At 37.7% G+C, this 14,459-nt stretch carries 16 protein-coding genes; all 16 read left to right on the forward strand.

From position 1 onward, the window contains the following. Window positions 1–86: 86 nt before the first annotated feature. The 16 genes from xerC (at window position 87) to ACQKOF_RS01085 (ending at window position 14,414) form a co-directional block, all read left to right on the forward strand. Window positions 87–986: a tyrosine recombinase XerC gene (xerC, locus tag ACQKOF_RS01010; RefSeq protein WP_400721059.1), complete on the forward strand. Its 900-nt coding sequence runs from the start codon at window positions 87–89 to the stop codon at window positions 984–986. Between the two features lie 20 nt (window positions 987–1,006). After that, window positions 1,007–1,552 carry an ATP-dependent protease subunit HslV gene (gene hslV / locus ACQKOF_RS01015; protein WP_053483307.1) on the forward strand — a complete coding sequence of 182 codons (546 nt, stop codon included), beginning with the start codon at window positions 1,007–1,009 and terminating at the stop codon, window positions 1,550–1,552. Then, window positions 1,552–2,949: an ATP-dependent protease ATPase subunit HslU gene (hslU, locus tag ACQKOF_RS01020; protein WP_427552816.1), complete on the forward strand. Its 1,398-nt coding sequence runs from the start codon at window positions 1,552–1,554 to the stop codon at window positions 2,947–2,949. The genes hslV and hslU overlap by 1 nt, the downstream gene beginning before the upstream one ends. 87 nt (window positions 2,950–3,036) lie before the next feature. Beyond that, the gene (codY, locus tag ACQKOF_RS01025; protein ID WP_370042872.1) at window positions 3,037–3,816 is read left to right on the forward strand and encodes a GTP-sensing pleiotropic transcriptional regulator CodY; all 780 of its coding nucleotides are present in this window, start codon (window positions 3,037–3,039) and stop codon (window positions 3,814–3,816) included. Window positions 3,817–4,697: 881 nt separating this feature from the next. Beyond that, window positions 4,698–5,090: a flagellar basal body rod protein FlgB gene (gene flgB / locus ACQKOF_RS01030; protein ID WP_427552819.1), complete on the forward strand. Its 393-nt coding sequence runs from the start codon at window positions 4,698–4,700 to the stop codon at window positions 5,088–5,090. Between the two features lie 3 nt (window positions 5,091–5,093). Then, a complete protein-coding gene (gene flgC, locus ACQKOF_RS01035) occupies window positions 5,094–5,555 on the forward strand; it encodes a flagellar basal body rod protein FlgC (protein ID WP_427552822.1) in 462 nt (153 codons plus the stop codon). A 23-nt stretch (window positions 5,556–5,578) separates the two neighbouring features. After that, the gene (fliE, locus tag ACQKOF_RS01040; protein WP_427552825.1) at window positions 5,579–5,884 is read left to right on the forward strand and encodes a flagellar hook-basal body complex protein FliE; all 306 of its coding nucleotides are present in this window, start codon (window positions 5,579–5,581) and stop codon (window positions 5,882–5,884) included. Window positions 5,885–6,242: 358 nt separating this feature from the next. Next, complete coding sequence (fliF, locus tag ACQKOF_RS01045) at window positions 6,243–7,832, forward strand: flagellar basal-body MS-ring/collar protein FliF (RefSeq protein WP_427552828.1); 1,590 nt, start codon at window positions 6,243–6,245, stop codon at window positions 7,830–7,832. Window positions 7,833–7,847: 15 nt separating this feature from the next. After that, the gene (gene fliG, locus ACQKOF_RS01050) at window positions 7,848–8,861 is read left to right on the forward strand and encodes a flagellar motor switch protein FliG (protein WP_053594207.1); all 1,014 of its coding nucleotides are present in this window, start codon (window positions 7,848–7,850) and stop codon (window positions 8,859–8,861) included. Beyond that, window positions 8,854–9,642, forward strand: a complete 789-nt coding sequence (gene fliH / locus ACQKOF_RS01055; RefSeq protein ID WP_427552831.1) for a flagellar assembly protein FliH — start codon at window positions 8,854–8,856, stop codon at window positions 9,640–9,642. Before fliG ends, fliH begins: the two co-directional genes overlap by 8 nt. Before the next feature lie 5 nt (window positions 9,643–9,647). Next, entirely contained in the window at window positions 9,648–10,973 is a 1,326-nt protein-coding gene (gene fliI, locus ACQKOF_RS01060; RefSeq protein WP_053483299.1) for a flagellar protein export ATPase FliI, read from the forward strand. Between the two features lies 1 nt (window position 10,974). Further along, a complete protein-coding gene (fliJ, locus tag ACQKOF_RS01065; protein ID WP_427552835.1) occupies window positions 10,975–11,424 on the forward strand; it encodes a flagellar export protein FliJ in 450 nt (149 codons plus the stop codon). Window positions 11,425–11,428: 4 nt separating this feature from the next. After that, window positions 11,429–12,037: a MotE family protein gene (locus ACQKOF_RS01070; protein WP_427553147.1), complete on the forward strand. Its 609-nt coding sequence runs from the start codon at window positions 11,429–11,431 to the stop codon at window positions 12,035–12,037. A 23-nt stretch (window positions 12,038–12,060) separates the two neighbouring features. Continuing rightward, window positions 12,061–13,344 (forward strand): flagellar hook-length control protein FliK, encoded by a 1,284-nt coding sequence (locus ACQKOF_RS01075; RefSeq protein ID WP_427552838.1) that lies wholly within the window; start codon window positions 12,061–12,063, stop codon window positions 13,342–13,344. Between the two features lie 2 nt (window positions 13,345–13,346). Continuing rightward, window positions 13,347–14,027, forward strand: coding sequence for a flagellar hook assembly protein FlgD (gene flgD / locus ACQKOF_RS01080; RefSeq protein WP_427552841.1), 681 nt, complete (start codon window positions 13,347–13,349; stop codon window positions 14,025–14,027). Window positions 14,028–14,042: 15 nt separating this feature from the next. Next, window positions 14,043–14,414 (forward strand): TIGR02530 family flagellar biosynthesis protein, encoded by a 372-nt coding sequence (locus ACQKOF_RS01085; protein WP_427553149.1) that lies wholly within the window; start codon window positions 14,043–14,045, stop codon window positions 14,412–14,414. Window positions 14,415–14,459 lie beyond the last annotated feature (45 nt).

Raw genomic sequence — 14,459 nt, forward strand, 5'->3', positions numbered from 1 at the left:
CCTTTTATTGGCAAGTGTAAGTAATTTTGGCTCATCAACCGTAATTTGAGAAGGTAATTAATTATCATTTGGTGGTGAATCTTTTAATGTTAGTTTCGTCCCAAGATGCACTTGAGCAGTTTATGCTTTATATTCAAATTGAAAAAAACTTCTCTGTTCATACAGTGCGAGAATATGAATCAGACCTACTAGATTTTTTAGCGTTTTTGCAAGCGGAAGGTGTAAATGATTTAGCTAGTGTTGAGTATATACATGCACGTCTTTATGTAACAAAGTTGTACGATGAAAAGAGAGCAAGGTCATCTGTATCAAGGAAAATCTCCTCAATACGCTCTTTCTTTCGCTTTCTAAATAGACAGTACGGATTAGATGATGGGGCATTTCGATCACTTTATCACCCCAAAAAAGAATCGCGCTTACCAAGTTTTTTCTACGAAGAAGAATTGAAGCAGCTATTTGATGCGAATGTTGGCGATGATTTGAAATCATTAAGAAATACGGCTATATTAGAGCTGTTATATGCGACAGGTATTCGTGTAAGTGAGCTTACCTCAATTCAAGTAGAAGATGTTGATTTCCATTATTCAATTATTAGGGTAATGGGAAAAGGGCGAAAAGAACGTATTATTCCATTCGGGCAATTTGCGAGTTTAGCTATGCAGGATTACATAGAGCAAGCTCGTCCACGATTGATGAAAAACACAAGTCATCAGCAATTGTTTGTCAACATGCGCGGTGGGGAACTTACTCCTCGAGGTGTACGTCATATTTTAACTGAAATGATTGACAAGGCCTCGCTCCATACGAAAATATATCCACATATGCTTCGCCATACTTTTGCTACACATTTATTGAATAATGGCGCAGATTTACGTACGGTGCAGGAGTTATTAGGCCACGCTCATTTAACTTCTACACAAGTTTACACACATGTAACAAAAGAGCATCTTCGTCAAACATATATGAATGCTCATCCAAGGGCATAATAAGCTAAGGAGGAAGGCAAATGGGACAAATTCATGCGACAACGATATTTGCAGTTCATCATAATGGAGGTTGCGCTATGGCAGGTGATGGTCAAGTAACCCTGGGGAATGCGGTTGTAATGAAGGGTACAGCAAGGAAGGTCAGACGTCTGTTTAATGGGCAGGTGCTTGCTGGATTTGCAGGATCGGTTGCCGATGCTTTTACACTTTTTGAAATGTTTGAAGGAAAGTTAAATGAATACAATGGTAACTTACAACGTGCAGCGGTAGAAGTTGCAAAGCAATGGCGCGGTGATAAAATGCTACGTCAATTAGAGGCCATGCTACTTGTAATGGATAAAAGTACACTCCTTCTTGTTTCAGGTACTGGAGAAGTGATTGAACCGGATGATGGAGTTTTGGCAATTGGTTCTGGGGGTAATTATGCATTATCAGCAGGTCGTGCTCTGAAAAAATATGCGGGTGATACAATGTCTGCTCGTGAAATTGCAGAGGCAGCGTTAGAAACCGCTGCTGAAATCTGTGTGTTTACGAATCATAATATTATCGTGGAGGCGCTTATCTAATGACAAAAAATAATTTAACGCCAAGACAAATTACTGAGCATTTGGATCGTTATATCGTTGGACAAAATGAAGCGAAACGAGCGGTAGCTATTGCGCTACGTAATCGATATCGTCGTTCGCTGTTAAGTGATGAGATGAAGGCTGAAGTAATTCCGAAAAATATTTTGATGATTGGACCAACAGGTGTCGGAAAAACAGAAATTGCTCGAAGAATTGCAAAGCTAACAAATGCACCATTTGTGAAAGTAGAAGCAACGAAGTTTACAGAAGTAGGGTATGTTGGACGCGACGTAGAATCAATGGTACGTGATGTAGTAGAAGCTTCTCATCGTCTTGTAAAAGAAGAAATGATGGAGTCTGTGAAGGACCAAGCAGAAGAATTAGCAAACGAAGCTATCGTTAAGTTATTGGTTCCTTCTTTACGAAAAAAACAGTCCATGCAAAATCCATTTGAAATGTTATTTGGTGGGAAAGAACAGCAAGCCAATGACGATTCCTCTGAAGAAACTGAAGTACGCTCCAAACGTGCGCAAATCGCTATCGATTTACGTAATGGTAAATTAGAAAATGAATGGATTACAGTTGAAGTAACGGAACAAAATTCTTCTATTTTTGATGCGTTACAAGGAACGGGCATGGATATGTCTTCAAACAGTGGCATGCAGGATATGCTATCTAGTTTGATGCCTAAAAAGCAGAAGAAACGCCGTGTACAAGTGAAAGACGCGCGCCGTATTTTAACAATCGAGGAAGCGAATAAGCTCATAGATGCAGATGAAGTTGCACAGGAAGCCATTACAAGAGCTGAACAGTCAGGCATTATTTTTATTGATGAAATTGATAAAATCGCTAGTAAGGAAGGTAACTCTTCTGCGAATGTATCACGTGAGGGTGTACAACGCGATATTTTGCCAATCGTTGAAGGCTCTACTGTAACGACGAAGTACGGTGCTGTAAAAACAGACTTTATGCTTTTCGTTGCTGCTGGAGCATTTCATATGTCAAAGCCGTCAGATTTAATTCCTGAATTGCAAGGTCGATTCCCGATTCGAGTAGAGCTTGAAAAATTAACGAAACAAGATTTTGTACGTATTTTGAAAGAGCCAGATCAATCACTTATTTTGCAATACAAGGCATTATTAGAAACAGAAGGCGTTGAAATAAACTTTACAGAAGACGCGATTGAGCGAATTGCAGAAATTGCAACCGAGGTTAATCAGGAGACTGATAATATTGGAGCTCGTCGTTTGCACACAATTTTAGAACGTTTATTGGAAGAATTATCGTTTGAAGCTGCAGAAATTGCACCTGCAAATATTCCGATCAATGCTGCATATGTAGATCAAAAGCTTGCGGGTATAGTAAAAAACAAAGATTTGTCACAGTTTATATTGTAAGATAAGGCTGAATAGTTTCATTCAGTTGTAAAAAACTTTAGAATATTAAGTAAATACTCTTCGGATTATTTATAGGAGGAACATATAATGAATTTATTAGAAAAAACACGTAAAATTAACTCGATGCTTCAAGCATCTGCTGGTAAGCCAGTAAACTTTAAAGAAATGGCAGATACATTAGGAGATATTATAGACAGTAATGTCTATATTGTAAGCCGTAAAGGGAAACTTTTAGGCATTTCAATTCACCAACAAATTGAAAATGAACGTATGAAAAAGATGTTCGAAGAGCGTCAATTCCCAGAAGAATATACACATAGCTTGTTTACAATTTCTGAAACATCTTCAAACTTAGATATTCATGACGAACATACTGCTTTCCCAGTTGAAAACAAAGAGTTATTCCAAAATGCATTAACAACGATTGTACCGATTGTTGGTGGTGGTGAGCGTTTAGGTACATTAATTCTTGCTCGTTTATCTTCACAATTCGAGGATGATGATTTAATTTTAGCTGAGTATGGTGCAACAGTAGTTGGTATGGAAATTTTACGTGAGAAATCTGAGGAAATTGAAGAGGAAGCCCGTAGCAAAGCAGTTGTACAAATGGCAATTAACTCTCTTTCATACAGTGAGTTAGAGGCTATTGAACATATCTTTGAAGAGCTTGACGGACATGAAGGCTTACTTGTTGCTTCTAAAATTGCAGACCGAGTTGGCATTACACGTTCAGTAATCGTAAACGCATTACGTAAACTAGAATCTGCAGGTGTAATCGAATCTCGCTCTCTAGGTATGAAAGGTACTTACATTAAAGTGCTAAACGATAAATTCTTAAATGCATTAGCTGAAATTAAAATGAAATAATATAAAACGTCCTTTTTGGAACGGTGTAAGGCATCTGGAATAATTTTGTTCCAGATGCCTTTTTAACTTCTTTCAGCGGCTGTCCAAACATCCACTGAAATAGAGGAACTCAGTTTAAGAACGCCACGTCCTGTGGCAATGACTGAGTGACCAACATCACGTTGGCCCAAAGCCTCCGGTGGATGTCACGAAAATGGAAAGGAGTGCTTAGAGGAATTTCATAGGTAACATGTAGGCAGCTGGAATATTTATGTTTCGGCTGCCTTTTTGAACTTTTTCATAATTCGATGAAAATTCGACAAAATTTTCAGCTGATTGACATTGCATCTAATTATGTCAAACTATGATATAGTACTAAATAGTGGGGAGAATCATCTATGTTTTATTCTTTTTCTTCATCTCCTGTAGGTAAGATTTCAACCATCATAGACGCTATTATTATTGCTTTCTCCCTAGATTAGATTTTTAGAATACACATTACTTATTGCATAAATCAAAAAAACAGATACTCCTATTGTTACTTATAAGACAGTCTAGAATCGCTATTCAGAATTTTTTGCTATATTTTAAGCTCAACTATAAGTAGTAAAAAGGAACTCTAATTTAGACACTGTGTCTACTGTTGTTTTGTTAATAAAAGGAAAAAAACCAATCCCAAAACCGTAAACACTATCGAAATAGTGTAAAATGACTAGAAGTGAGTTTGGTTGCTCGAAGCCATGCGGCACAAGGGATACAGAAGTATTGTCCTGGTTATTTGTGAATAAAAATAGGGCATATATACTACTAAAAAATGACAAAAGACAATAGACACTACGTATCATCTTAATTACAATTGTATTATTGGATAAAATAAGAAGTACATAAATGAGGTGAATGTTTTGGATTTGTTTGGAGGAACTATTAGTAGCCTGGAAAACGGACTTTCCTATGCAACTTTGAATCATAAAACAATCGCTAATAACATTGCGAATGTCGATACGCCGAACTATAAGGCGAAAAGTGTAAGTTTTAAAGATATATTGGAGAAAGAACAACAAATGTCAATTTCGGCATATCGTACTGATAGTAGACATTATGATTTCGAGATTCGACAATCTACGCCTGGTGTGAATAATATTAATGGCTTACGTTATCGAAATAACGGTAATGCCGTGGATATGGATGCTGAACAGGCGAAGCTTGCGGAAAATCAAATTTATTACAACGCATTAATTGAACGTATGAACGGTAAGTTAAACACATTAAATACTGTTATTAAAGGAGGTAGGTAATAGATGTCTATTTTTCATGGAATGAATACCACTGCCTCAGCTTTAACAGCACAGCGTTTACGAATGGATGTCATTTCTTCAAATATGGCAAACATGGATACAATGCGTGCTAAACAAGTGAATGGGCAGTGGGAACCATATCGCCGGAAGTCTGTGACATTTACAGCGCAAGAGGGACAGTTTTCAAAGTTCTTTAATGTCGCACTTGGTAAAAACGCAAAAAGTAGCGTTGGCAACGGCGTAAAAGTTACACAAATAAAAGAAGATACAGAAACACCTTTCAAACTTGTGTATGATCCAACTCATCCAGATGCAAATGCAGATGGTTATGTAAATATGCCAAATGTAGATCCGTTAAAAGAAATGGTAGATTTAATGTCAGCCACTCGTTCCTACGAGGCAAACGTAACTGTATTGAATGCAAATAAATCAATGCTGACAAAGGCTTTAGAGCTTGGAAAATAAATAAGTAGAAAGGAAGATACATAATGACAATTTCGTCCGTTTCACAAATGACACCTATGCAGGTTGTAAATGAAACAAATAAACTTAACACGACACCTTATGAAGCACAACAGAGCTTTGCGAACTCGTTAAAAGAAGCAATATCGAAAGTTAATGATCAACAAATTACTTCTGACAAACTTACTCAAAAGTTAATTAATGGTGGAGATGTAGAGTTGCACGACGTGATGATTGCATCACAAAAGGCGAGCATTACATTAAATGCAACAATTGAAGTTCGCAATAAGGTGATTGAAGCTTACCAAGAAATAATGCGAATGAGTGTCTAACTTTATTTGAACTAGTGATACATTCACTATTGCAATAAAGAATATATCCCATAATTTATACTTTTTTAATGAACGATTGATGTATAGGCTAGGTGACTCCTTAGGGGTCATGTTACAGATAATACCCAGTAGCGAGACGATAGAGAAATGAAGGTTAAAAGCATTACGTCCTGTAATAATATCTTCGTGACCAACATCCAGATGGCCCCAAGTGGCTATCGGATGCTCCCAGGAAAAAGCCTAGTCGAAACAGAAATCAACCCGTTATGGTGATGATAATGATTGAATGTTATGGGATATCACTGTTTTCGCGAATTATTAGATGGATAGGTTATTCACTATAACCGGAGGATTCATAATGAATGAACGATTGACGAAAATAAAAAACGACACCAGCCAATTTTGGACAAGTCGTAGTAAAAAACAAAAATTTGTAATGCTTGGTTCAGTAGTAGGGGTTATAGTACTTGCTACCGTTATTACACTTTTTGCTACAAAAATTACATATGTACCACTTTATAAAGATTTATCGACAAGAGAAATCGGTCAAGTGAAGGAAACGTTGGACTCCCAAGGTGTAAAATATGAAATTGCACCAGGAGGGACATCGATTTTAGTACCTGAAGATCAAGTAGACTCATTGTTAGTGCAGTTGGCTTCACAAGGATATCCGCAATCAGGATCGATTGATTACTCTTTTGCCAATAGTTCTGGGTTTGGTATGACAGATAATGAGTTTAATCTATTAAAAAAAGCAGCGACTGAAACAGAAATTGCAAAGCTCATTAAAAATCTAGATGGTGTAAAAGATGCAAAGGTAATGATCAACGTTCCAGAAGAGGGAGTTTTCTTAAAGGATGTTAAAGAAGAAGCGACAGCATCTATTGTTTTGAATACTGATCCTGGCTATAAATTTACAGAGCAACAAATTGCCACTATGTACAATTTAGTAGCAAAAAGTGTTCCAAATTTAAACACGGATAATATTGTTATTTCTAACCAGTTTTCTGAATTCTTTGATCTGCATGCTGCTACTACTGATGGCATTTCAACAGCAACAGCTGAAGGTCAGTTACAAGCGAAGAAATTGGTTGAGCGTGACCTACAGCGACAAGTTCAAAGTATGCTAGGTACGCTTATGGGACAAGACAAAGTAGTAGTTTCTGTGACAACAGACATTGATTTCAAAAAAGAAAATCGTGAAGAAAAACTAGTTACGCCGGTTGACGAAGAGAATATGGCGGGAATAGAAATTAGTGCTCAACGTATTACAGAGCAATATTCTGGAGGGGCTGCAGCTACTGGTACACCTGAAGCTGAAACGACGACAGATAACTTCACAACTTATAACGAAGGTGTAAATGGTAATGGAGAATCCGAACGTACTGAAGAAACAATTAATAATGAAGTAAATCGTATACGTAAAGAAATCCAAGAGGCACCATATAAAATTCAGGATATGGGTATCCAAGTAATCGTTGAACCGCCAACAGCAACTGACGCAGGAACGTTACCAGATGGGGTTCGTGAGGATATCCAGAAAATTTTAAGTACTATTGTTCGTACGACGATTTCTAAAGATGTAGCAGCAGAACTTACTCAAGATCAAATCGATGAAAAAGTAGCTGTTTCAGTGCATCCTTTAAATGGTAAAGCAACAGAGACAGCTAGCGAAAAATCTGTTATTCCATGGTGGGTTTGGGTAATCGGCGGCATTTTACTAGCTGTAATATTATTGCTTGCATTCTTCATTATCCGTTCACGTAAACGTGCGCAGGAAGAAGAAGAACTTAGTATCCTAGATGAACAAGAAGAACTAATGATTGAAGATATTAATGAAGAAATTGAAACGGAAGCTACAATGCGTCGTAAGCAGCTTGAAAAAATGGCAAAAGATAAGCCAGACGATTTTGCGAAGTTACTGCGTAGTTGGATTGCGGAAGACTAACTAGGAGGTTCGACTGTGTCCAAGAAAGATAAAGAATTAACCGGAAAACAAAAGGCTGCTCTCTTGTTAATTTCATTAGGGCCTGAGGTTTCAGCTTCTGTCTATAAACATTTAACAGAAGAGGAAATTGAACGTTTAACATTAGAGATTTCAAGCGTTAAAAAAGTAGAAGCAAATGTTAAAGAGGAAATTATTGAAGAATTCCACAATATTGCACTTGCGCAAGATTATATTACACAGGGTGGTATTGGTTACGCGAAGACAGTATTGGAAAAAGCACTTGGTGTAGAACAGGCGCAAACAATTATTAATCGTCTAACATCTTCTTTACAAGTGCGTCCATTTGACTTTGCGCGTAGAGCTGATCCAGCACAAATTTTTAACTTTATTCAAAATGAACATCCACAAACAATTGCCCTTATTCTATCTTATTTAGAGGCAGGGCAAGCGGGCGTTATTTTATCTTCATTGCCACAGGAAGTACAGGCTGATATTGCTAAACGTATAGCCGTAATGGAATCAACTTCACCAGAAGTTATTAGTGAAATTGAATCTGTTTTAGAGCGTAAATTATCATCAACTGTTACACAGGATTACACGGAAACGGGTGGCATTGATGCAGTTGTTGAAGTGTTAAATGGTGTAGACCGACAAACGGAAAAAACGATTCTCGATGCACTCGAAATTCAAGATCCAGAGCTTGCAGAAGAAATCAAAAAACGTATGTTTGTATTCGAGGATATTGTTACGCTCGACAACCGCTCGATTCAACGTGTTATTCGTGATTGTGAAAATGAAGACTTACTGCTTTCAATGAAAGTTTCAAGCGAAGAAGTAAAAGATATTATTTTCCGCAATATGTCACAACGTATGGCTGAGACATTTAAGGAAGAAATGGAAATTATGGGACCTGTACGTCTGCGTGATGTAGAGGAAGCGCAATCTCGAATTGTTGCGGTTATTCGTCGCTTAGAGGATGCTGGTGAGATTATTATTGCACGTGGTGGAGGAGATGACGTCATTGTCTAGAATCATCCGTTCTGTATATACACAGTCCAATGGCGATCATGTCAAAAAGATTCAAATTCGTGACATGTTTGAGATGCAAGAGGTAGAAAACGGAGAAATTCCACCTCAAAAACAAATTACTATCGAAGAAGTGCTAGAAGAGCGTGATCGTTTACTTGCAGAGGCTAGAGCTACTATACAGGCTGAACGTGAAACTTATGAACAAGAAAAGCAAATGTTCTTTCAGGAAATTGAACATTTAAAGCAAGGTTGGGAAGAAGAACGACCTAATCGAGTGCAAGGAGCGTATGATGAAGGATTTGGTCAAGGTTATGAGGATGGGACGAACAAAGCTAATGAAGCGATGGCCCAATCTCTCCAAACGGCCAATGAAATAATTATTCATGCGAGGGAGAATGCTCGAAAATATATTGAAGATCAGGAATCGATTGTTTTAGAGCTAGGCTTAACCGCAGCAGAGCGAATTATTGATGCATCTTTAGAGCGAGACAATGAATTATTTGTTTCAATCGTTCGTAGAGGACTTAAAGAAGCGAGAGAAATGAAAGAAATAAAAATTTATGTTTCACCTATCTACTATGCATTAATTACTTCCAATCGAGATGAACTGGCTGAAATGTTCCCAACTGACGTACCATTTATGATTTTTGTAAATGAGGATTTAGAAAATGAAACAGATTGCTATATTGAAACAAATCATGGCCGTATTGTAGTAAGTATTGATGAACAATTAAACGAACTAAGATTGAAGCTATATGAAATATTAGAAAGTAAGGAATGATCTAGATGAAAACGGCTCAATTAATCGAACAAATTCCTCAAATACCAACCTTTAAAAAATTTGGTAGAGTAACTAGAGTTGTCGGCTTGATGATTGAGTCGCAAGGTCCAGATAGTTCTATTGGTGATGTTTGTAAAATTCATGTGGAAACTTCCAAAAACGGCCATCAAATCATCTTAGCAGAGGTTGTAGGATTCAAAGATGAAATTGTTGTCTTAATGCCTTTTACCTCTCTTCGAGAAATATCAATTGGCTGCCTAGTCGAAGGTACAGGGGCACCACTTGAGGTAAAAGTAGGTCCCGAGCTAATCGGTAAAGTACTTGATTCCATGGGAAATCCAATAGATGGAACTGTATTACCGAAAGGATTAATGTCAGTTCCGACAGAGCAGGACCCACCGAATCCGCTAACACGCCCACCTATTAATGAAAGACTTGAAGTAGGTGTTAAAGCAATTGATGGCATGTTAACAGTTGGTAATGGACAACGTGTTGGTATTTTCGCTGGTTCTGGGGTCGGGAAAAGTACATTGCTCGGTATGATTGCGCGAAATACCCAAGCGGATTTAAACGTAATCGCGCTAATTGGAGAGCGTGGTCGTGAGGTTCGTGAGTTTATAGAGCGTGATTTAGGACCAGAGGGTTTAAGTCGATCTATAGTTGTTGCTGCCACTTCTGATCAACCTGCATTAATGCGAATTAAAGGAGCCTTTACCGCAACAGCAATTGCCGAATATTTTAGAAACCGCGGCTTAAATGTCATGTTGATGATGGACTCTGTGACCCGTGTTGCTATGGCACAGCGTGAAATCGGTCTTGCGACAGGTGAACCGCCAGCTCAAAAAGGATACACACCATCTGTATTTGCGATTTTACCTAAACTATTAGAACGCACAGGTACTAATGAGAAAGGCTCTATTACTGCCTTTTATACAGTATTAGTAGATGGTGATGATATGAATGAGCCAATTGCAGATACTGTGCGAGGGATTTTAGATGGTCATATAGTCCTTGATCGAAACCTTGCCAATAAAGGTCAATATCCAGCTATTAATGTATTAAAAAGCGTCAGCCGTTTAATGAATCATGTAGCAGAGCCAGAGCACAAAAAGGCTGCAGAACGATTAAGGGAGCTCTATTATACATATGACAAGTCAGAGGATCTAATTAATATCGGTGCTTATAAGAAAGGTACATCAAAAGAAATTGATGAAGCAATTTACTATGAACCTCTCATTACCGCATATTTAAAGCAGGGCTATTTAGATAAAGTGACCCTTGTGGAAAGTATGAATGAGTTAATTTCATTATCGAACGGTGGTGGAAACTAGGATGGTCAGCTATATATATCGTTTTGAAAAAGTGTTAACCATTCGAGAACAGGAAAAAAATGAAACTGAAATTGCCTATAAAGAATCTGTACGTTCTTTTGAAGAAGTAGCAACTAAGCTATATGATTTGTTAAAAAAGAAAGAAGATTTAATAGAGTTTCAGCAGGAGCGTTTAGCTGTAGGCTCATCAATAGAGGAGGTTCATCACTATGCACGATTTATTGATAGCCTCGAAAAAACAATTGTTGATGTACAGCAGAAAGTTGTTCAAGCGCGTGCAAAAATGAATTGGCACGAAGAAAAATTATTAGAAAAAAACTTGGAAGTACGTAAATTTGAAAAAATGCGAGAAAAAGATTTTAAAGAATTCCAGCAAGAGCAGGATCGTATCGAAGGCATTTTTTTAGATGAGATTTCATCACTTACGTACAACAAGAGAGAAATCAGGTGATTTCATGGCGAAAAAAGACAATCGACTTAAAACGGAATTAGTAGAACAACCGCCTAAACGTAAATCAGGTGGCATTCGAAAGTTTTTTACTTGGTTTGTAATACCTATCATGTTTGTGGCGGCAGTTCTACTTGTTGTTGCAACCCTCATGAATACGAATGTCTTTAATTTAGGGAAGAAGGCAATTGAAAGCTTACCATTCGTTCCTTCAGAAGAACAACAAGCAAAAGATGCTGTAGTTAATAATGATTCGAAGGTTGTAAATTTACAAGCTGAAGTACAAGAAAAAGATGCGGAAATCGTACAGCTGCAAAAGAAAATGGATACGGCAACAACTGAAAAAGAAAAGTTAACGACAGAAAATGAACAGCTGAAATTTGAAATTGAAAAATTAAATAGGGAGCAAAGTGACGTAAAGCGTGACTTTACTGATATTTTAAAAACATTTGATAAGATGTCCCCTAAAGCAGCAGCGCCAGTTCTTATTAAAATGAGCGATACTGAAGCATTGCGTATTTTAACAAACTTAAAACCAGATAAATTAGCAGCGATTCTAGAAAAAATGAATCCACAAGATGCAGCGAAATATACAGAAATGATGACTAAACAATAAGAAAATCTGAAAGGAGGTGAAACATGATGGATGTGGCGATGATGCAAATGATGTCTAAGGCTATACCAACTAAAACGGTGGCTACAAAACCTGTAACACCAGGCGATTCCAATGTTAAAGCAAATGGACCGTCGAACAAAGAGAATTTAGCAACGTTTGGGTCTGTTTTTGGACAAATTATTTCTTCTTCAAATCAAATGCAACAGCCTACACAGTCAACTGATACAAAAGATATTTCTGATGTAGCGGCAGTTTTAAATGCTGATTCTATAGAAGACGTACTAGATTTATTAGGGATTCCACACGACGATGGCTTGTTAATGCTTCAAATTGGTGAAGAAGGCAAAGCAGTCGCTATAGATGAAATGTTGAATCTTGATAATTTAATGAATGCATTGGGGATTAATACCGAGCAACTTCAGAAATTAGTGCAACAGTTGCTAGGAGAGGATAAAGAAGCAAGAGATGTATGGGAGCTTTTAGCACTAGTAGATGCTCAAGCACCGATGCTTCAAACTCAGATCGTAGCAGCTTTACAAGGTGAAGGACAAGTGACACCGAAAGAAGTAGCGCCATTGCTTCAAGTGTTAAAGTTAGCACAGCTAGTTGGACAAAAGACGGACTTAACAGCTTCACAAGAAAAATTGCTAACTAACATAAAGAGTCTTTTGACAACGATGCAAACACAAGTAGAGACAATTCAATCTGAACAGCAAGTAACAACTAAAACAACAATGACACTTCCGTTACAAGGCTTTCAGAAAGTAGTCCAACAAGTCCAAGTTACAAAACAGACAGACACAAGTGCTAATGAAATGGTGACTTCCAATACAGTCCAAACAAAAGCAGATACGTTCCAAGTGACACTACCCGCTGCAAAACCAGCGCAGTCAGAGGCATTATTAAAAGAGATGCAAGCAATTATCAATAGAGCCCAAGTCTCGAATGCACAAGGTATTACACGTTTAACATTGAAATTGTATCCAGAAAATTTAGGAACAATTCGTATCGAGCTTGTGCAAAATGACGGTGTCCTCACAGCCCGTCTGCTAGCTTCGACAGCTCATGGACGTGAATTACTTGATAGTCAGGCGCATCAATTAAAGCAAGCCTTTGTTCAGCAAAATATTCAAGTTGATCGACTCGATATTGCTCAATCATTGCAAGACGCAGATCGCCAACAACGCGACCAAAGCTTCTTCAATAATTTCTTTAAGCAACAACAGGAAGATGAGCAGGAGCAAAAAAGCGAAGAAGACGATGAAGGCCAATCGTTTAGTGATTATTTAATAAGTGAGGAGGTGTAAAGATGGCAGATACAACGACTGATAAAATGACTGGAAAAATAACGGATGATTTTTATTACTCAAATTATCAGAAACCAACAAAGCAAACAGGCAATAGTGAACTTGGTAAGAATGCCTTTCTTCAATTATTAATTGCACAATTAAAAAATCAGGATCCAACAAATCCAATGGATGACCGAGAGTTTATTTCGCAAATGGCTCAGTTCTCTTCGCTTGAGCAAATGCAAAATATGACAAAGACAATGGAATCATTACTGCTTTCTCAGGAACAAACACAGATGATGAGCTATTCAAGCTTTATTGGTAAGGAAGTAAAGTGGCATGAGGTAACAAATGAGAAGGATGAAAAAGGTAATTTTGTAATCAATGAAGGAACAGGTATTATTGAATCATTAAAATTTGTTGATGGCAGTGTAGAGTTCTTATTAGCTGATGGTAAGAAAATAACACCTGGCAATATCTCAGGAATTTTAGGTAGCCCAGGAACGAATTCAAATGGTAATTCAGAAACGCCACTTGTACAGGCTAGTAAGTTAATTGGTAAAAATGTTAAGTATATGGACGATGAACAAGAACTACAAGGCCGTATTGTTTCTGTAACAAGTAAAGATGGCGTTATTTACTACGTATTAGACAATGACAAAAAATTAACAGATAAAGATTTTACCGTAATCAGCGAATAAAGGTGGAGAAGAATGATGGATAAGTTTTCACTTCATCGTGTACCATTGCATCCATCTATTCGCCAGACACAACCTAAGCCAATAAACGCACAGCAATCGTTTAAAGCTCATTTACAAGAAGCTACCAATCAACAAGAGTTAAAAGTGAGCAAGCATGCGCATGAACGCATTATCGAGCGTAAGATAGCGATTTCTGATCAAGAATGGCAGGCTGTATCGGACAAGGTATTTGAAGCGCACTCAAAAGGTGTCAAACAACCATTAGTCTTGATGGATCAAGCAGCTTTAATTGTCAGTGCTAAAAACGCAACTGTCATTACAGCGATGGACCGCACGGAAGCAAAGCAGCAAATATTTACAAATATTGATGGCACAATCGTGCTGTAAAGGCTGGACCTGTAATAGGAGGCCTAGGTGTGCTGATTGATAGAA

The sequence above is a fragment of the Lysinibacillus sp. NPDC093190 genome, assembly GCF_050280425.1.
In the GTDB taxonomy this organism is placed as follows: Bacteria; Bacillota; Bacilli; order Bacillales_A; family Planococcaceae; genus Lysinibacillus.